The sequence below is a fragment of the uncultured Azohydromonas sp. genome (assembly GCF_937926365.1).
Taxonomy (GTDB): domain Bacteria; phylum Pseudomonadota; class Gammaproteobacteria; order Burkholderiales; family Burkholderiaceae_C; genus Azohydromonas.
The window spans coordinates 17217-35274 of the sequence record NZ_CALAOH010000056.1 but is presented as its reverse complement, the minus strand read 5'-3'; the positions used below and the strand labels follow the sequence as shown (position 1 = coordinate 35274).

The following is an 18058-nucleotide window of genomic DNA, read 5'->3' as shown; positions in this document are numbered from 1 at the left end:
AGGGCTGCCGCATCGACCATGGGAGCCCCTGTCATGAAAACCATTGCCTCGATCCTGCTGCACCTGGACGCCGCGCCCCAGAGCCGCGACCGCCTTACCCTGGCTTGCCGCCTGGCCCAGCGCCTGGACGCCGGACTGCTGGCGCTGTACGCCGCCGCGCCCAGCGGCACCAGCCTCATGCCGCTGCCCATGGGCGGTGGCGGGCTGACCATGCAGGACGTGCAGCGCGACGAGGAGCGCCGTGCGCAGGCGCGCGCCTGGTTCGAGGCGGCGGCCGCGGGCCAGTCCAGGCTCAACTGGTCCGAGCTGCATGCCACCGCGCCCATGGCCGAGGTGTTCGCCCGCCAAGCGCTGCTGCACGACCTGGTCGTGATCGGCCAGCACGATCCCGATAGCTCCGACGCCGCCGGCGTTGCGCCGGATTTCGCCGAGGAGGTGGTGATCGACAGCGGCCGTCCGGCGCTGCTGGTGCCCTTCGCGGGCCGCTATCACGACGTGGGCCGGCGCGTGCTGGTGGCTTGGAAGGCTTCCCGCGAGGCCGCGCGGGCGCTGTCCGCGGCGCTGGCGCTGCTGCAGCCGGGGGCCGAGGTGCATGTGGTGTCCTGGGGCAGCGACCCGTCAGAGCTGCGGCCGTTGCTGCAGCACCACGGCATCGAGGCGCAGTTCCATGCCGAGGGTGGCGACGAGGGACAGGTGGGCGAGCTGATGCTGTCGCGCGCGGCGGACCTGGGCGTGGACCTGATCGTCATGGGCTGCTACGGCCGCAGCCGTACCCGCGAGCGGCTGCTGGGCGGCGCCAGCCGCTCGGTGTTCGGCGCCATGACGGTGCCGGTGCTGATGTCGCACTGAGCGCCCGGCGTGGGCGCGGCGCTCACGCCCGCCGCGGCGCCGCGCGCACCACGTCGCGCACGTAGGGCCAGTAGGGATGCGCCTCGGACATCCCCGGCGTGCCGGACCAGCCGGGTGGCCCCAGCGGGCCCGGGCAGAACCACTCATCGACCACGGTCGCCTGCTGCTCCAGGTTCAGCGGCGGCCAAGGCGGCGCGAGCCCCGCCGGTGGCCGGTAGAAGGCATGGCCGGCCCACGGCCCGGCCAGCAGGCGCCGGCCCAGCCGTGGGAAGTACTCGCCGTGGGCCAGTTGCCAGGCGTGGGCCAGCTCGTGGATGAATAGCTTTCCGGCGCCGGGATAGCCGGGACAGCGGAAGGCAACCGGGTCCTCGTAGGCGCCGCGGCCCAGGTTCACCAGGATCTGGCCGTCGATGGCCGGCACCACGAAGCAGCTGCCGCCCAGCCCGGCCAGGTCCGTGATCACGATCCGCCCCGATCGCGGCAGGGAAGGGCCGAAGACCTGGGCTGCGAAATCCCGTTCCCGCGCCGTCATCGGCCGGTGGCGGATGAGACGCCGCGCCGCCGCCATCCCCGCGACGGCCACCGGCGCGGCCACGCCCGGGCCGGCCAGCAGCAGCGCGCAGCCGCCCGCCAGCACGCCCACGGTGGCGCCGGGTCCGGCCAGCCAAGGGGCCAGGGCTTGGCGGAGTCCGTGAAGCGATCGCATCACGTTGCAGGGTGGGGCGGACCCGTCATGGCCGCCGGTCCGCCGGGCTCGCGCCGTGCGTTGAACGCACGGCCGGAAACCCGTGCGTCAACGGCAACAAGTCCCGGCTCAGTGCCGGTCCGCCCGGGCCGGGCGCGTGGCCTGGGCGTCGGCGGAGCCGGACCCGGTGGTGGCGGCCGAGCCGCTGCCGGTGCCGGCGCCCATGGTGCTGCTGGTCGAGCCGGTGGCGCTGCTGGTATCGCGGTCGCGTCCGGGGGTGAGCGCGTCGGCCGTGGCGTCTCCCGCGCGACGTGCCTTGTCGGCCGCGGACTCGTCGGTGCGGGTCACGGTGGCGGTGTCCGAGCGCGGGACGGCCTCCTTCATGGCCTCCCGGGCTTCGGACGGCGTGACGCCAATGGTGCTGTCGGGCGTCGTGGTGGTGTTCTGGGCAAAGGCCGTCGCGGAGAAGGCGGCCAGGGCGAGCGCGAGGAGACGGTTGCGGTTCGTGGGCATGGTGCTGTCCTTGTGGAAGAGGGTTTCACCGCAGGGAGGCAACCGGCATGCCTCGTTGGGCGCCGTACCCGGCTGGCGCTCACCGCCCCGGCGCCGCCGGCCGCGTCCGGTAGAACACCATCGGCTCCGCCTTGAGGCTGGCCTTTTCCGCCGCCTTGGCCTGCTGCAGCACGTTCTTCTTGATGCGGCCCACCACGTGCATCTCGCAGGGCTTGCAGTCGAAGCGCAGCGTCAGCACCTCGTCGCCGTGCGTGATGGTCAGCGGCTCGGCGCGCACCGTGCCCTGCACGCCCGTCACGCCCTTGGCCTGCTTCGGGCACAGGCTCAAGCTGAAGCGCACGCAGTGCTTGGTGATCATCAGGCTCGCCTCGCCCAGCGCCTCGTGGCTCTCGTACGCCGCCTCCACCAGCTTCACGCCGTGCTTCACGTAGAAGTCGTGCGCCTTGCGGTTGTAGACGTTGGCCAGGTAGCTCAACGTGTCCTCGGGGTAGGGCACCGGCGGCGACACCGGCTCGGCGGGCAGCAGCCGCTCGCGGCAGGCCTCGCGCTCCGCCTCCAGCGCCGCCACGGCGTCGCGGCGCAGCGCGTTGATGAAACCCGCCGGCACGAACCACGGGCGCGACAGCCGCAGCGTGAGCTCGCGCGGCTCGAAGATCGTCGTGCCCAGCTTGGCCAGCTGATCGCGCAGTTGCGGCTCCACGCGCTCCGCGTGCTGCGCGCGCTCGTGCGCATGCGCGGCCTCGACGCGCGCGTAGTGCCCGTCCTCATCGGTGAGCGAGAGCGCGAAGCCGTCCGGCGTCTCCTCGAAGTGCAGGTCCACCGCGATGCGCCGGTCCGCCGACTTCTTCTTCAGCTGCCGCTCCCAGGCCATGTCGCGGTTGCGCAGCAGCACCGTGTCCCGCTTCAGGTCCTTGAGCGCGGACACCGGCTCCTTGGGGAAGGCGCGCCAGCGCCGGCCCGCCTCGTCCAGCGGCTCCACCGTGTTGACCTGCACGCCCTGCAGCGCCTGCTGCAGGTCGAACCAGGTGATGGAGTCGCCGTTGTTGAGCGCGCCCACGCCCTCGTCGAGCACGACCTCGATGTGGTCCTTGCCCAGCTTGGCCACGTAGCCCAGCGGCAGCCCGGCGTGCTTGGGCGTGTCGAAGGCGCCGATGTCGTCCTGGCGGCCGTTGACGAAGTAATCGGTGGCGCCGCGGTTGAAGTTGCGGTCCGGGTCCGGCTCGAAGAAGAAGGTGGTGCGCCCGCTGGAGGCCCGTGACAGCGCGGGGCGCTGCTCCAGCACCTCATCGAGCAACCGGCGGTAGTGGGCGGTGATGTTCTTCACGTAGCCCATGTCCTTGTAGCGCCCCTCGATCTTGAAGCTGCGCACGCCCGCGTCCACCAGCGCGGCGAGGTTGGCGGACTGGTTGTTGTCCTTCATCGAGAGCACGTGCTTGTCGTGCGCCACGATGCGGCCCTGGGTGTCCGTCACGGTGTAGGGGAGGCGGCAGGCCTGCGAGCAGTCGCCACGGTTGGCGCTGCGACCGGTGAAGGCGTGGCTGACGTAGCACTGGCCGCTGTAGGCCACGCACAGCGCGCCGTGGATAAAGAACTCGATCACCGTGTCCCTGGGCAGCGCGTCCGCCACGGCGCGGATCTGCGGCAGGGTGAGCTCGCGCGCCAGCACGACCTGCGCGAAGCCCGATTCGGCCAGGAACTTCGCCTTCTCCACGCTGCGGATGTCGCACTGCGTGCTGGCGTGCAGCTGCAGCGGCGGCAGGTCCAGCTCCAGCAGCCCCATGTCCTGCACGATCAGCGCATCGGCGCCGGCGTGGTAAACGTCCCAGGCCATGCGGCGCGCGCCTTCGAGCTCGTCGTCGCGCAGGATGGTGTTGAGGGTGATGAACACCTTGGCGCCGAAGCGGTGGGCGTGCTTCGCCAGCCGCTCGATGTCCTGCACCGGGTTGCCGGCCGAGGCTCGGGCACCGAAGCCCGGGCCGCCGATGTACACGGCATCGGCCCCGTGGTTCACGGCCTCGATGCCGATGTCGGCATCGCGGGCCGGGGAGAGAAGTTCGAGTTGACGGGATCGGTGCTGCGCGCTCATAGGGCGCGCATGGTAGCGGCGGGGGAGGGGAATCCCGCAGTCGGGGGTGTCAGCCGGCCTGCTGCCCCAGCTTCTCCAGCTTCTTGAGCCAATCGGCGCGCTGCCTGTCGGAAAGCTCGCCGAGGCGCCCGATCAGCGTCTCGTGGATGGGCGCGATGCCCACGAAGCCGAGGATGTTGCGCTCCAGCGCCCGCAGGCTGTGGGCGCGGAAGTAGAAGCGGTAGATCAGCGCCGGCATGCCCATGGTCACCACCACGCGCGCGGAGCGGCCGGTGAGGCCCTTGTTGGCCAGCGGGTTCTTGCCCTCGGGATGGAAGGCGAAGCCCGGCCGCGCCACCTGCTCCAGGAACCCTTTGAGCAGCGCCGGCACCCCGCCCAGCCACAGCGGAAAGAAGATCACCAGGTGCTGCGCCCAACCGATGGCGTGCTGTGCCTCCACCAGCCCTGGTGGCACCGCCCCGTGCATCCACTGCTCGGGGTCGCGCAGCAGCGGGAAGTCCAGCTTCGCCACGTCGATGCGCCGCACGTCATGCCCGTGGTCCTCCGCGCCGCGGCCATAGGCGTCGGCCAGGGCGTGGTTGAAGTGCGGCTGGCTGGCGTCCGGGTGGCCTTGGAGGATCAGGATGCGTGTCATGGCCGAGATGCTCTCAGGGTTCCACCCGGGCGGGGTTAGCTCTCGTCAAGGCGCGCGGGCGGGTGTCTCCCGGGTCAGCTCTCGCCCGTGGCCAGCCGCACGCTGACTTGGCGCGTGCGGCCCGCGCGCCACACGCTCAGCGTCACGGTGTCGCCGCCCTGGAAGCGCTCCAGCTCGTTGAGCAGGTCGTCGAAGTCCGTCACCGGCTCGCCGTTGACGGCGGTGATCACGTCGCCGGCCTCGATGCCGCCGTCGCGCGCGCGGGTGAAAGGCTGCAGCCCCGCGCGCTGTGCCGGGCCGCCCGGCGTGACGCGCAGCAGCGCCACGCCCTTGGGCAGCTTCAAGGCCGTCGTCAGTTGCTGGGTGCCGGCGGCGATGCCCAGCGTGGGCCGCACGATGCGGCCGTCGCGGATGAGCCGCGGCACCACGCGGTTGACCTCGTCCACGGGAATGGCGAAGCCGATGCCCGAGGAACCGCCGCTGGGGCTGTAGATGGCGGTGTTGACGCCGATGAGCCGCCCGGCCGAGTCGAGCAGCGGCCCGCCGGAGTTGCCCGGGTTGATGGCGGCATCGGTCTGGATCACGCCGCGGATGCTGCGCCGCGTCACGGACTCGATCTCGCGGTTGAGCGCGCTGACGATGCCGGTGGTCATGGTCTGGTCCAGCCCGAAGGGATTGCCGATGGCGTAGACCTTCTGCCCCACCTGCAGCTCGCGGCTGCTGCCCATGGGGATGGGCGTGAGCCTGGCCTTGGCGTTGATGCGCAGCACCGCCAGGTCGCGGTCGGGGAAGGCACCCACCAGCTCGGCGCGGTAGCTCGACTGGTCGGCCAGCGTCACGCGCGCGGCGCTGGCCTCCTGAATGACGTGAAAGTTGGTGACGATGTGCCCGGCCTCGTCCCATACGAAGCCCGTGCCCGTGCCGGTGGGCACCTGCGAGACGTTGAGCGAGAACAGATCGCGCTGCAGCGCCAGGCTGGTGATGTTCACCACCGAGGGCGACACGCGCTTGAACACGTCGATGTGGTTGCGCTCGTCGGCATCCAGCGGCCCGCGCGGCGTGACGGCGCGCGGCTGCGCGGGGGAGCGGTTCTGGGCCGCGGCGGGGGGCGGCAGCCCGGCGCCCAGCAGGGCGGCGGCCAGCAGCAGGCAGGACAGAGGGCCGGGGCGGCGGACCGCGGCGGCGGGTCGGTGCGGCGTCATGTGCAACGAGTCGTGTACGGCGGAGCGGGGATCATAAGGAGGCGCCCGCTACGATCCCGCCATGCCGTCGTCCCACCGCTTCGATCGCCTCGACGCCCTGCGCGGCCTCGCCATGTTCTGGATGGCGGCCTTCCACTTCTGCTTCGACCTCAACTTCTTCCGGCTGCTGTCGCCGCCGCAGAACTTTTATCAAGACCCTTTCTGGACCGGGCAGCGCACGGCGATCGTGAGCCTGTTCCTGTTGTGCGCGGGGATGTCGCAGGCGCTGGCGCACGAGGCGGGGCAGAGCGGGCGGCGCTTCTGGAAGCGCTGGGTGCAGATTGCGGGTTGCGCGCTGCTGGTGTCGGCCGGCTCGTGGTTCATGTTCCCGCGCAGCTGGATCTCGTTTGGCGTGCTGCACGGCGTGGCGCTGATGCTGATCCTGGCGCGCGGGCTGGCGCCGCTGGGCCGCTGGCTGTGGCCGCTGGCGCTGGTGGCGCTGCTGCTGCCGCAGGTCGTGCAGCACCCGGTGTTCGACAGCCGCTGGCTGAACTGGACCGGGCTGGTCACGCGCAAGCCGATCACCGAGGACTTCGTGCCGGTGCTGCCCTGGCTGGGCGTGATGCTGCTGGGCCTGGCCGCCGGCCAGTGGTTGCTGGCGCACCGGCGCGCGCTGCTGGGCGGCGCGCTGCCGCGGGTGTTCGCGCCGCTGGCCGCGCTGGGCCGCTGGCCGTTGAGCTTCTACATGCTGCACCAGCCGGTCCTCATCGGGCTGATCGTGGCGGTGAAGCCGTTCCTTTGAGCGTGCTCCGTTCGGGCTGAAGCCGGCGACCGTCCCGGTCCGACCGCCTGCCGGCTTCCCGTCAGCCGCCCGCGTTAGGCTTGCGCCCTTTTTTCCGGGGCCGGCCTTGAGGCCCTGGTGCGGTACCGAGCAAGACAACCCATGAACGACGATCTGAACGCCTCCAAGAAGGCGGCCCCGGGGCGCGGCGGCCTGCTGCCGCGCTGGGCCTGCCTGGCGCTGGCCGCGCTGTGCGCGGGGCTGGGCGGCTGGGCCAGCGTGGTGACGCTGCGCTACTTCGAATTCGGGGCCCGCGCGCTGGAGGCCGACGAGGCGGCGCGCGCCCTGGCCAGCACCACGGCGTTGCTGCTGGTGGTGCTGGAGATGGCGGCCTTCGCGCTGGCCGCGCTGCTGCCCCGCCAACGCCTGCGCGCGCAGCGCTGGGGCCTGGCGGTGCTGGCCGTCTCGGTGCTGGCCTTCGAGTGCCTGACCATCGTGCTGGTGCAGCAGGGCATCACGCGCGCGGCGGACGTGGGCGCCGAGGCGCGCCAGCAGCGCGTCATCGAGCTGCGCGCCTCCATCACCGCGCTGCGTGCCACCGCCGAGGAGCTGCGCAACGCCGCCGCCGCGTCCTCGCAGTCGAAGGTGCTGGCCTCGCGCCAGTCCGCCGCCGAGTCGCTGAACGCGGCGCTGGAAACCGAGCGGCTGGTGCAGGCGCGCACGGCCGAGCTGGCGGAGCTGCAGGCCGCGCTGCGGCCGACCACGACGCAGATCCTGGGTGAGCAAGGTGCGCTGGCCTACTCGGTCACGCGCGGCCTGTTGGTGTCGGTGGCGGGGCTGGTGCTGTTCGGCGCGGCCGGATCGCTGCTGCGCGCGGCAGGGGAGGGTGCCACGCCGGTGGGCGTGTCCGCGGCGGCGCCTGTGTCCATGTCCGTGGTGCCGGATGTGTCCGGGGCTGTGTCCGGTGTGTCCGTGCCGGTGGCGCCGGGTCGGATCGGCGCTTCCTTCGCGCTGGCCGCGGTGCCGTTGGCGGCGGGGGCGACGGTGCCGCTGCAGGTGGTGCCGGGCGGGGACTTGCAGATCTTTTCCCAGGGTGGCTGGGTGCCGTCACCGCGGTCGAAGCCGGCTGCCGCGCCGCTGCCGGGCGGCGATTCCGGTGTGTCCGAAGGTGTGATTGCGGACCGTGCGGCGGACGTGCCTGGTGTGGCCGTGGGTGTGTCCGCCGATGTGTCCGGCGGGGTGGCGGGTGTGTCCGTCGCCGTGCGCGAAGCGGCTGGCGCGGTGTCGGCGGCGGTGGCAAGGGACGAGGTCGAGGCGGTCGAAGCGCCCGCGGCGGTGGTGCCGGCAGCGGACGAGCCGGCGGCCTCCGGGGCTGAGGACACACCCTTGCCGGCGGCGGACAGCGCCGGCGCCGATGCACGGCTGGAGCGGGTGCGCGCCGGCGTGCGCGACGGCACGATCGCGCCGAGCATCCGGGGCGTGCAGGCGGCAGTGCGCTGCGGGGCGCCGATGGTGCGGCGCTACCTGGCGCAGTTGGAGGCCGAGGGGCTGATCCGGCGCACGGAGCGGGGGTATGAACGGGTGGTGGAGCGGGAGCCATGGGCCGTAGAGGCTTGAGCTGCGCCCGGGCCGCGCCGCCATCGCAGCCCGGCCTTGGTTGCGCGAGCGACTTCCGCCCGGGGGGCGCCTGACCCCCGGCGGCGATAATTCCGCGGATGAGTTCCGCCAAGCTGCTATTCGGCTTCCATGCCGTCACGGTGCGCCTGAAGACCGCGCCCCAGTCCATCACCGAGATCCACGTCGATGCCACGCGGCGCGACGCGCGCATGCGCCAGTTCGTGGAGCGTGCCAAGGAGGCGGGCGCCAAGCTGATCGACAGCGACGACGAGCGCCTGTCCAAGCTGTGCGGCACGCACCGGCACCAGGGCGTGGTGGCGCGGGTGCAGGCGCTGGCGCAGCAGCACTCGCTGGACGACGTGCTCGACGAGGTGGAAGGTCCGCCGCTGCTGCTGGTGCTCGACGGCGTGACCGACCCGCACAACCTGGGCGCCTGCCTGCGCGTGGCCGACGGTGCCGGCGCGCACGCGGTGATCGCGCCCAAGGACCACGCGGTGGGGCTCAATGCCACGGTGGCCAAGGTCGCCAGCGGGGCGGCCGAGACGGTGCCGTACCTGATGGTCACGAACCTCGCGCGCAGCCTCAACGAGCTCAAGGAACGCGACATCTGGGTGGTCGGCACGGCGGAGGATGCCGAGAAGTCCATCTACGACATGGACTTCAAGGGCCCGGTGGCGCTGGTGCTGGGCGCGGAAGGGCCGGGCATGCGCCAGCTCACGCGCAAGACCTGCGATGAGCTGGTCCGCATTCCGATGCAGGGGGCCGTCGAGAGCCTGAACGTGTCCGTGGCTGCCGCCGTGTGCCTGTACGAGGCGCGGCGCCAGCGCGGCGCCTGAGCCGAGGGAGCCGCTCCATGGATGCCCGCACCGCCCGCGACGTGTCCGACCTGCGCCAGCGCCTGAGTGCGGCGCAGAAAGTGTGCGTGCTCACGGGGGCGGGCATGTCGGCCGAGAGCGGCATTCCCACCTTCCGTGACGCGCAGAGCGGCTTGTGGTCGAAGTTCGACCCCATGCAGCTCGCCAGCGAGGCGGGTTTCCGCGCCGATCCGGGGCTGGTGTGGGACTGGTACGCCGAGCGGCGCGAGGGCGTGCGCCGGGCGCAGCCCAATGCCGGCCACGTGGCGCTGGCCGACTACGAGCGCCGCCACCCGGGCCGGCTGACGCTGGTGACGCAGAACGTGGACGACCTGCACCAGCGCGCCGGCAGCCGCGAGGTGCTGCGGCTGCACGGGGACATCCTGCTCGACCGCTGGCTGGAGTCCTGCCCGCACCAGCCTTCCCTGACGGATACCTCCAGGGCCGTCTCCGGCCGTCCGCCGAAGTGCCCGTCCTGCGGCAACCTGGTGCGCCCGGGCGTGGTGTGGTTCGGGGAAATGCTGCCCGAAGGGGCGATGGAGGCGGCGGAGCGCGCGGCCTTCGAGTGCGACGTGATGCTGGTGGTGGGCACCTCCGGCGCCGTGTGGCCCGCTGCCGGGCTGGCGCGGGTGGCGCACGAGGCGGGGGCGCACGTGGCGATCCTCAACCCGCAGCCCAGCGCGATCGACGACCAGGCGCATGTGTGCCTGCGGGGGACGGCGGCGGGGGTGTTGCCGGGGGTGTTGGAAGGAGTTTGAAACCCGCGGCCGTCTTGGGCTGGCCCATGTCCGTGGCTTGCCAGCTCTGGTTGGCGTGGATGCCGAACTATGGGTGCGACCCGGCCGCCGGCCGTGCCAGCTGCGCCGCCCACTGCGTCAGCCACGGCTGCGCGGCCCCGGCCACCAGCAAGCCCATCACCCCTGCCAGCGCCACGCACAGCATCGCCGTCGCCAAGCCGCGGATGAGTGGCGCGTGCCGCGTGCGCAGCACGAAGGTCAGGCTGAACACCAGGCTGGTGAAGGACGCCAGTACCGCCCCGGTCGCCGCGACCGAGGGCGACAGGCTGCCCTGCGAGGCCAGCGTGGCCGCGGCCGCCACGGCGCTGGCGCTGGACATGAGCCCGCCCAGCACGCTCACCGTGTAGAAGCCCATGTTGCCGAACTGGCGCTGCGTCAGCCCGCCCAGCACGTGCAGCACCAGGAACACCACGCCGTACTTCAGCGCCTGCGGCAGTGAAAAGGGCAGCTCCAGCTTCAGCGTCGCGGGCGAGGCCGGGCGCAGCGCCTGGCCTCGGCGGTAGCTCCACAGCACCAGCGCCGTGCTCATGAACAGCATCAGCACGAAGGTGGGCAGCGAGCTCAGCAGCACCAGCGGCGCGAAGATCAGCAGCAGGCTGGCGTTGCGCAGCAGCATGGCCGAGGTCGCCAGCAGGATGCCCCGGTACGCCGGCTGGACGAAGGTCTGAGGCGCCTGCTGCACGCGCGAGGACAGCTCGATGACGGTGAAGTTGCTGTTGACCAGCCCGCCCAGGAAGCCTGACAGCTCCGTGCCGCGGTCGCCGTAGAGCTTCCAGAGCACGTAGTTCACGAAGCCGATGGCCGCGATGAGGATCACCGTCACCCAGGCCGCGCGCGGCTCCACCAGGTGCCACGGGTCCACCGCGCCGCGCGGCAGCGCCGGGTAGATGACGATGGCCAAGATGGCCAGCAGCAGCGCCGATCGCAGTTCGCTCTCGGTCAGGCCCATGGAGAAGCCCGCCAGGCGCTCCTTCCAGGCCAGCAGGGCCGTGGCGATCACCATCACCGCCGCCGGCGAGATGGTGTGGCCCTGGCCGCACAGGATGCCCGCCATGCAGGTCACCAGCATGGCCGCCGAGGTCGTGAGCTCGGTGCCCTCGTCGGCGCGTAGCGTCTGGATGTTGAGGAAGACCACCAGCAGCCCGACCAGCCCCAGCACCAGCAGCGAGAAGGCCGTGCCCAGCGAGCCGCCCAGCGCGCCCAGCAGGCAGATGAAGCCGAAGGTGCGCAGTCCCGCCTCCTTGCCGCGGCGCTCGCGCTCCAGCCCGATCAGCAGCCCCAGGGCCAGGCTCAGCGCCAATCGAACCAGGATTTCTAGGTACGGCCATTGGGCCGTGGGCAGGCCGGGGAGGTGATCGGACATCGGTTCAGGCGAGGGAGTCTTTTGGGTGACCTTAGCGCAAGTGAATTAAGGGATTGGTGCGCAGTGCGCAACGGTCAAGGGTTGTTGGTATGGATTCTTGCCAGTGCCATGGCATCTCATGAATTCAGGAGTTGTGTGTTTGGATTGAAAATATGCTTGCTCTCATGATCGATTGCGGCTCTCAGAATGAGAGTTTTTGATGTTTTCTTGCCGTTGACCCGCTCTCTGATCTCGACCTCGCCAACGGATGCATCAATGTGGTAGTTGTGAAATTTCTGAAGATAGGGGAGCAGTATGAATTTGACTTGTTCGGCAATATCGAGTTCTAGTTGATCGTTTTTCATGAGGGTTCCTGAAATGGTGGCGATGCCTGGTGTCAACTGAGTATGGTGAGGCACTTTTTCAAAGTGACATGAATTCCGGCTGTCATCAACGCCGGCCCGTGCTTCCCCGGCAAGGTCCATGTTCTCCATTCAGTCCCAGGTGTCGTTTCGGCGCATGGGGTCATCCAGAAAATTGCTGATGCAGACCAGCGAGCCCACGGCGCACTTGCGAATGGGAGCGCAGTGGCATGATTGGGTGTTACTGCTATTTCGGCGATGGATGCCAGGCGGGAGATGCCATTCAAAATGTGCCGTCGTGAAAAGTTCACGAAAGATAAATGAGCACATCAAGTCGAGTCCGTGCCGCCATGCGGTGGGCGGCCGGTCTGAGGGACTCCTGGGTTTCCGCCTTCGCGGGAATGGCGGACTGATGGGGCACCGCCCGGGCTTCTCCGTGCTGCGCCAGACTGGATCAAACCAGCCCCTTCAACCTCAACAACCCGAACACTGCCATCGTCACCCCATCCTGGATCACGCCGTCCCGCAGCATGTTCTCGAATTCGGGCAGGGGAAAAGGGCGGCATATCAGCCCGGCTTCTTCGGCATCGAGTTGCTGGCCCTGGTGCGTCAATTCCGTTGCCAGGAAGACGTTGCAGCGCTGCGTGCACAGGCCGTAGGCGATGAACATCGAGCCGGCGTGGTGCATCTTGCCGGCCACCAGCCCGGTTTCCTCGCGCAATTCGCCGCGGGCCACTTCCTCCGGCGATTTGCCGGGGTCGTCTTCCCAGGCGCCCTGCGGCAATTCCCAATGCCGCCCGCCGACCGGATACCTGAACTGCTCGACCAGATAAATCTGCCCGGCTTCGATGGCCACGATCGCCGCGAAATCGGCCCGTTCCACCACGCTGTAGATACCGGGCGTGCCGTCGGCCCGGACGATGGCGTCTTCCCGAACCTTGATCCAGCGGTTCTGGTACACGACCCTGGAACCGGTGCAGACGATTTCCGGCGTTTCGCCGTGTGGAATCGATTCGTTCATCCGCTCCCTCGCGCTTGGTTTGGTAGGGGCCGCCGCACGGGGATGGCGTGCCTCATGCGGTCGTCCGCCTCCTTATAGCAGCGCGTCCAGCGAGATTGGCAGGTTCCGAATTCGCTTGCCCGTCGCATGCCACACCGCGTTCGCCATCGCGCCGGCCACGCCGGTGATGCCGATTTCGCCGATGCCCTTGGCCCCCAGCGGTCCGATATGCGGGTCCTCCTCCGGCACGATGATCAATTCGATGTCCGGCACGTCGGCATTCACCGGCACGTGGTATTCGCCCAAATTGGCGTTGGCGATGCGCCCGTAGCGCGGGTCGCGCAGCGAGTGCTCGTGCAGTGCCATCGACAGGCCCCACACGATGCCGCCGAGTAATTGGCTGCGCCCGGTCTTGGCGTTGAGCAGCCGCCCCACCGCGTAGGCCGCCACGATGCGCGGCACGCGGATCTCTCCCAGCTCCGCGTCCACCCGCACCTCCACGAACACCGCGCCGAAAGAGTGCTTGGAGAATTTTTCCGAGTCCGGTCCCGGCGTGGCGCGCACCTTCACCTGCAACTCGTCCTCGGCATGGCGGGCGGCCAGCGTCTCGATCGGCTCGCCGCGCCCGGGCTGCTCGCGGTGGCACAGACGGCCTTCGCGCAGTTCGATCAACTCGTGCGGCGCGCCGTGCAGCGGCGAGCCCTCGTCCGCCACCGCCAGCTCGATCAGCCGCGTGCGCAGCGCCTCGCACACGTCGTGCACGGCCGAGCCGGCGCTGGCGGCGCTCATGGACCCACCGGACACCGGTGCCATCGGCAGCGCCGTGTCGCCGATGGACACTGCGATGCGCGACGGCGGGAGGCCCAGCGTGTCGGCTGCCACCTGCGTCAGCAACGTCCAGGTGCCGGTGCCCAGGTCGTGCGTGCCGCACTGCACCCGCACCCGGCCGTCCGGCAGCAGCGCGGCTTGGGCCTCCGAGGGCATGCGCTTGGCCGGGTAGGTGGCCGTCGCCATGCCCCAGCCGACCAGCGCCTCGCCGTCGCGCATGACGCCCGGGCGCGGCTCGCGGCGCGACCAGCCGAAAGCCTCCGCCCCGCGCGCGTAGCACTCGCGCAAGGATTTGCTGGAGTAGGGCATGCCGCGCTCGGCGTCGAAGTCCGAGTGGTTGCGCAGGCGGAATTCCAGCGGGTCGATGCCGGCCGCGTGCGCCAGCTCGTCCATCGCCGACTCCAGGGCGAAGCTGCCCGTGGCCTCACCGGGCGCGCGCTGGAAGGTGGGCACGCCCACGTTCAGCGGCACCAGCCGGTGCGAGGTCGCGACGTTGTCGCAGGCGTACAGGAAGCGCGAGAGCAGCGCCGAGGGCTCGATCCAGTCCTCGATGCGCGCCGTCTCGGCGTGCACGTGGTGCTCCAGCGCCGTGAGACGGCCGTCCTGTGCCGCGGCGAGCCGGAACGCCTGCTCGGTGAAGGGCCGGTTGCCCACGGGCCCGAACATCTGCGTGCGCTCCACCATCAGCCGCACCGGCCGCCGCGCTTCGCGAGCCGCCATCGCGGCCAGCACCACGTGCGACCACGCGGAGCCCTTGCTGCCGAAGGCGCCGCCAACGAAGGGGTTGACCACGCGCACCTTCTCCACGTCGATGCCCAGCCGTTGCGCCACCGTCTGCCGCACGCCGTGCACGTACTGCGTCGCGTCCCAGAGCGTGAGCTCGTCGCCGTCCCACGCGGCCAGCGTGGCGTGCGTCTCCAGCGGGTTGTGGTGCTCCAGCGGCGTGGTGTAGGTGGCGGCGTGCCGGTGCGCGGCCGCGGCCCAGCCGGCCTGCGCGACGCCGCGCGCGCTGTCGGGCCGCTGGCCCTGCGCCTCCTTGGGCGGGTGCGCCTCGGCCTTGGCCTGCTCGAAGTCCAGCACGGGCGTCTCTTCCTCGTACTCGATCTTCAGCAGCCGCGCCGCCTGGCGCGAGGCCTCCAGCGTCTTGGCCACCACCACGGCGATGGGTTGACCGTCGTAGTGCACGCGGTCGTCCTGCAGCAGCGACAGCGTGCGCCCGGCCGGCGGCTTGATGCCGGCCTGCCCGCCTTCGGGCAGGCGTGGCGCGTTGAAGGGCGTCATCACCAGCAGCACGCCGGGCTCGCGTTTGGCGGCCGTGTCGTCGATGGCGCGCACGCGCCCGCAAGCGATGCGGCTCAACACCATCGTTGCGTGCGCCAGGCCCGGCGCGTCGAAGTCGGCCGCGTACCGGGCCTCGCCGCAGACCTTCAAGGGGCCGTCCACGCGGGGCAGGCCGCTGCCGAGCCGGCCGTCCTGTGCGCCGTCGGCAGCGGGCGTCACGGTCATGGGAAGGGGAGAGGCGTCCATGGCGTCGTCCTGCGGAGGTTGCGCTCAGAGCGCGCTGCCGCGGGCGGCGCGCGCGAGGGCGCGGCGCACGGCGCGGCGCGCCAGCTCGATCTTGAAATCGTTGTGGCCGCAGCCGCGGGCGCCGGCGAGCAGCGCATCGGCCGCGTCGGAGGCCGCGGCGGCGTCATCGGGCAGCCGCCCAACGAGGGCGTGTTCCGCCGCCGCCGCGCGCCAGGGCTTGTGGGCCACGCCGCCCAGTGCCAGGCCCGCGCGCTCGACGCGGCCATCGCCGTCCAGTTCCAGCGCCACCGCTACCGACACCAGCGCGAAGGCGTAGCTGGCGCGGTCGCGCAGCTTCAGGTAGTGGCTGTGGCCGGCGGCCTTCGAAGGCGGCAGCTCGACGGCGACGACCAGTTCATCCGGCTCGATTTCCGTGTCCCGCTCCGGCGTGTCACCGGGCAGGCGGTGGAACGCCGATAGCGGCAGCGCGCGCTCGCCGCGTTGGCTCTTGAGCAGCACGCGCGCGTCCAGCGCCGCCAGCGCCACGGCCATGTCCGACGGGTGCGTGGCGATGCAGTGCTCGCTGGCGCCGAGGATGGCGTGCTGCCGGTTGAAGCCCTGCAGCGCGTCGCAGCCGCTGCCCGGTTCGCGCTTGTTGCAGCGTCTGAAACCGTCGTCGTAGAAGTAGAGGCAGCGGGTGCGCTGCAGCAGGTTGCCGCCGACGGTGGCCATGTTGCGCAGCTGCTGCGTGGCGCCGGCCAGCAGGGCGCGCGCCAGCAGCGGGTAGCGCTGGCGCACCTGGGCATCGTCGGCCGCGTCGCTGTTGCGCACGCCCGCGCCCAGGCGCAGGCCACCATCGGGCAGGGGCTCGATCGCGTCCCAGGGCAGGCGGCTGACGTCGATGAGCTTGCACGGGCGGGCGATGCCGCCCTTCATCAGGTCCAGCAGGTTGGAGCCACCGGCGATGGCCGCCACGCCGGGCTGCGCCATCAGCGCCAGCGCCTCGTCGAGCGAGCCGGGGCGCTGGTAGAGGAAGTTGTCCATGCGCGGCGCTCCTCAGCCCGGGTTCGAGTCCAGCACCTGCCGCACCGCGCGCACGATGTTCGGATAGGCGCCGCAGCGGCAGAGGTTGCCGCTCATGCGCTCGCGGATCTCGGCGTCGCTCAGCGGGCCCTCGATGCGGCAGAGGTCCGGCGTGACGGCGCTGGCGCGGCCGGCCCGGGCTTCCTCCAGCAGCGCCACGGTCGAGCAGATCTGCCCGGGGGTGCAGTAGCCGCACTGGAAGGCGTCCTGCTCGATGAAGGCGGCCTGCACCGGGTGCAGAGCCTCGGGCGTGCCCAGGCCTTCGACGGTGGTGACGCTGCGGCCCTCGCACATCACCGCCAGGGTCAGGCAGCTGTTGACGCGGCGGCCGTCCACCAGCACGGTGCAGGCGCCGCACTGTCCGCGGTCGCAGCCCTTCTTGGTGCCGATGAGTTTCAGGTGCTCGCGCAGCGCGTCGAGCAGCGTGACGCGGGGCTCCAGCTCCAGTTCGTGGGGCTGGCCGTTGAGCTCGAAGGCGATGCGACAGCGAGGTGTTCCGGCCACGGCCGGCGGGGCCGTGGCGGGGATGGCGGGCTGGTCCATGGCGGGCGGGGCGCGAGGCGTGAAGCGGTCGCGCTGATCGGCAAGGGCTGTTCCCGCAAGGCGAGGGCGCGAACCGCAAAGGCAGCGGGGGCGATGCGTTGGCCCGGGCTGCGTCAGCCCTCTCGCGGCCTTGCGTAAGCCAGCACTTAGACTTCCGCCCATGCCCATCATCGACGTCACTCACCCCCTGGTGAAGCACAAGATCGGCCTGCTGCGCGAGGCCGGCATCTCCACCAAGAAATTCCGCGAGCTCACGCACGAGCTCGCCCGGCTGCTGGCCTACGAGGCCACGGCCGACTTCCCGCTGGAAAAGACCACCATCGACTGCTGGAGCGGCCCGGTGGAGGTGGACCAGATCAGCGGCCTGAAGGTCACCGTGGTGCCCATCCTGCGCGCAGGCCTGGGCATGCTCGACGGCGTGCTGGACATGGTGCCCAACGCCAAGATCAGCGTGGTGGGCCTGTCGCGCAACCACGAGACGCTGCAGCCCGAGCACTACTTCGAGAAGTTCGTCGGCCACCTGGACCAGCGCACCGCGCTGATCGTGGACCCGATGCTCGCCACCGCCGGCTCGATGATCGCCACCATCGACCTGCTCAAGTCGCGCGGCTGCAAGGACATCCGCGCGCTGGTGCTGGTGGCCGCGCCCGAAGGCATCGCCGCGCTGCAGGCCGCGCACCCGGACGTGCGCTGCTGGACCGCCGCGATCGATTCGCACCTCAACGACCTGGGCTACATCATCCCGGGCCTGGGCGACGCGGGCGACAAGATCTTCGGCACCAAGGACGAGGAGACGCGCTGACAGCCAGGCGCGCCTGCACGGGGAGCAGGAGGAAAAAGAGGCGGTCCACGGGCCGCCTCTTTTCATTGGCGTGGTGCGTCAGGCGCTGCGCCGCCTGCGCCGCGGCGTCACCACCGCCTTGGCGCGCTTGGCCGGCACTGCCGCGGCCAGCGTGGGCACGATCGCCGCCGCGGCCGGTGTCAGCCCGACGCGCGCCAGGCGCTGCGCGTTGGCCGTCACGCGCTTGTGCACGGGCTTGAGTCCCGCTGCGGTCACGCCCGGCATCGCGCGCAGCCAGGGGCCGGGGTCCACCCACGCCTGAGGCTTCCACCATGCGCTCATGAGCGCCAGCGTCGCGGTTTGCTGCGCCTGCAACAGCTGCAGCATCACCGCGAAAGCCGATTCGCCCATGGCTTCCAGCTTCTCCGCGCCCATGAGGTGAAATTCCTTGCGGTCGCGTGCCGAGGGCATGTGCCCCGCCAGCGCCATGCGCGTGCTGCGGTGCGCGATGACCTGCGGCGCCGACTGGGCGATCTCCCACATCGTCTGCGCGTTGCGCCACCAGGATGACCAGGTGGCGATGGAATGAGGCATGGGTGGGCTCCTAAGGGATAAA

At 70.9% G+C, this 18058-nt stretch carries 17 protein-coding genes and 1 pseudogene; 6 read left to right on the top strand and 12 right to left on the bottom strand.

The window, feature by feature from the left end:
* Nucleotides 1–33 precede the first annotated feature (33 nt).
* Nucleotides 34–849, top strand: coding sequence for a universal stress protein (locus tag Q0741_RS06130; RefSeq protein WP_298232312.1), 816 nt, complete (start codon nucleotides 34–36; stop codon nucleotides 847–849).
* Nucleotides 850–871: 22 nt separating this feature from the next.
* Here Q0741_RS06130 and Q0741_RS06125 read toward each other — a convergent pair whose 3' ends face one another.
* The 5 genes from Q0741_RS06125 to Q0741_RS06105 all read right to left on the bottom strand — a co-directional run bounded on the left by Q0741_RS06125 (nucleotide 872) and on the right by Q0741_RS06105 (nucleotide 5969).
* Entirely contained in the window at nucleotides 872–1555 is a 684-nt protein-coding gene (locus tag Q0741_RS06125) for a hypothetical protein (RefSeq protein ID WP_298232311.1), read from the bottom strand.
* 108 nt (nucleotides 1556–1663) lie between these two features.
* Nucleotides 1664–2047, bottom strand: a complete 384-nt coding sequence (locus Q0741_RS06120; RefSeq protein WP_298232310.1) for a hypothetical protein — start codon at nucleotides 2045–2047, stop codon at nucleotides 1664–1666.
* A gap of 79 nt (nucleotides 2048–2126) precedes the next feature.
* Complete coding sequence (locus Q0741_RS06115; RefSeq protein WP_298232309.1) at nucleotides 2127–4133, bottom strand: U32 family peptidase; 2007 nt, start codon at nucleotides 4131–4133, stop codon at nucleotides 2127–2129.
* Between the two features lie 49 nt (nucleotides 4134–4182).
* A complete protein-coding gene (locus tag Q0741_RS06110) occupies nucleotides 4183–4767 on the bottom strand; it encodes an NAD(P)H-dependent oxidoreductase (protein ID WP_298232308.1) in 585 nt (194 codons plus the stop codon).
* A 74-nt stretch (nucleotides 4768–4841) separates the two neighbouring features.
* Nucleotides 4842–5969 carry a trypsin-like peptidase domain-containing protein gene (locus Q0741_RS06105; RefSeq protein WP_298232307.1) on the bottom strand — a complete coding sequence of 376 codons (1128 nt, stop codon included), beginning with the start codon at nucleotides 5967–5969 and terminating at the stop codon, nucleotides 4842–4844.
* 61 nt (nucleotides 5970–6030) lie between these two features.
* Here Q0741_RS06105 and Q0741_RS06100 point away from each other — a divergent pair, with 61 nt between their 5' ends.
* The 4 genes from Q0741_RS06100 to Q0741_RS06085 all read left to right on the top strand — a co-directional run bounded on the left by Q0741_RS06100 (nucleotide 6031) and on the right by Q0741_RS06085 (nucleotide 9958).
* Nucleotides 6031–6750 carry a DUF1624 domain-containing protein gene (locus Q0741_RS06100; protein ID WP_298232306.1) on the top strand — a complete coding sequence of 240 codons (720 nt, stop codon included), beginning with the start codon at nucleotides 6031–6033 and terminating at the stop codon, nucleotides 6748–6750.
* 141 nt (nucleotides 6751–6891) lie between these two features.
* Nucleotides 6892–8346 (top strand): hypothetical protein, encoded by a 1455-nt coding sequence (locus Q0741_RS06095; RefSeq protein ID WP_298232305.1) that lies wholly within the window; start codon nucleotides 6892–6894, stop codon nucleotides 8344–8346.
* A 98-nt stretch (nucleotides 8347–8444) separates the two neighbouring features.
* Entirely contained in the window at nucleotides 8445–9182 is a 738-nt protein-coding gene (rlmB, locus tag Q0741_RS06090) for a 23S rRNA (guanosine(2251)-2'-O)-methyltransferase RlmB (RefSeq protein ID WP_298232304.1), read from the top strand.
* A gap of 17 nt (nucleotides 9183–9199) precedes the next feature.
* Complete coding sequence (locus tag Q0741_RS06085; RefSeq protein ID WP_298232303.1) at nucleotides 9200–9958, top strand: NAD-dependent deacylase; 759 nt, start codon at nucleotides 9200–9202, stop codon at nucleotides 9956–9958.
* Between the two features lie 67 nt (nucleotides 9959–10025).
* Here the strand turns inward: Q0741_RS06085 and Q0741_RS06080 are convergent, their stop codons facing one another.
* From Q0741_RS06080 to Q0741_RS06055, 6 genes and pseudogenes are all read right to left on the bottom strand, one after another.
* Entirely contained in the window at nucleotides 10026–11360 is a 1335-nt protein-coding gene (locus Q0741_RS06080) for an MgtC/SapB family protein (RefSeq protein WP_298232302.1), read from the bottom strand.
* A gap of 116 nt (nucleotides 11361–11476) precedes the next feature.
* Nucleotides 11477–11824 carry a hypothetical protein gene (locus tag Q0741_RS06075; RefSeq protein WP_298232301.1) on the bottom strand — a complete coding sequence of 116 codons (348 nt, stop codon included), beginning with the start codon at nucleotides 11822–11824 and terminating at the stop codon, nucleotides 11477–11479.
* Nucleotides 11825–12155: 331 nt separating this feature from the next.
* The gene (locus Q0741_RS06070) at nucleotides 12156–12722 is read right to left on the bottom strand and encodes an NUDIX hydrolase (protein ID WP_298232300.1); all 567 of its coding nucleotides are present in this window, start codon (nucleotides 12720–12722) and stop codon (nucleotides 12156–12158) included.
* Nucleotides 12723–12794: 72 nt separating this feature from the next.
* Nucleotides 12795–15035 (bottom strand): xanthine dehydrogenase family protein molybdopterin-binding subunit, encoded by a 2241-nt coding sequence (locus Q0741_RS06065; protein ID WP_298232322.1) that lies wholly within the window; start codon nucleotides 15033–15035, stop codon nucleotides 12795–12797.
* A 45-nt stretch (nucleotides 15036–15080) separates the two neighbouring features.
* Nucleotides 15081–16079, bottom strand: a complete 999-nt coding sequence (locus Q0741_RS06060; RefSeq protein WP_298232299.1) for a xanthine dehydrogenase family protein subunit M — start codon at nucleotides 16077–16079, stop codon at nucleotides 15081–15083.
* A 12-nt stretch (nucleotides 16080–16091) separates the two neighbouring features.
* Nucleotides 16092–16586 (bottom strand): annotated as a pseudogene (locus Q0741_RS06055) (2Fe-2S iron-sulfur cluster-binding protein); the annotation flags it as partial.
* Between the two features lie 235 nt (nucleotides 16587–16821).
* On the opposite strand from Q0741_RS06055, the gene upp reads away from it, so the two are divergent.
* Nucleotides 16822–17463, top strand: coding sequence for a uracil phosphoribosyltransferase (gene upp / locus Q0741_RS06050; RefSeq protein WP_298232298.1), 642 nt, complete (start codon nucleotides 16822–16824; stop codon nucleotides 17461–17463).
* A gap of 78 nt (nucleotides 17464–17541) precedes the next feature.
* On the opposite strand, the gene Q0741_RS06045 is transcribed toward upp, so the two are convergent.
* On the bottom strand, nucleotides 17542–18036 hold the full coding sequence (locus tag Q0741_RS06045) for a polyhydroxyalkanoate granule-associated phasin (protein ID WP_298232297.1): 495 nt from the start codon (nucleotides 18034–18036) through the stop codon (nucleotides 17542–17544).
* Between the last annotated feature and the right edge of the window lie 22 nt (nucleotides 18037–18058).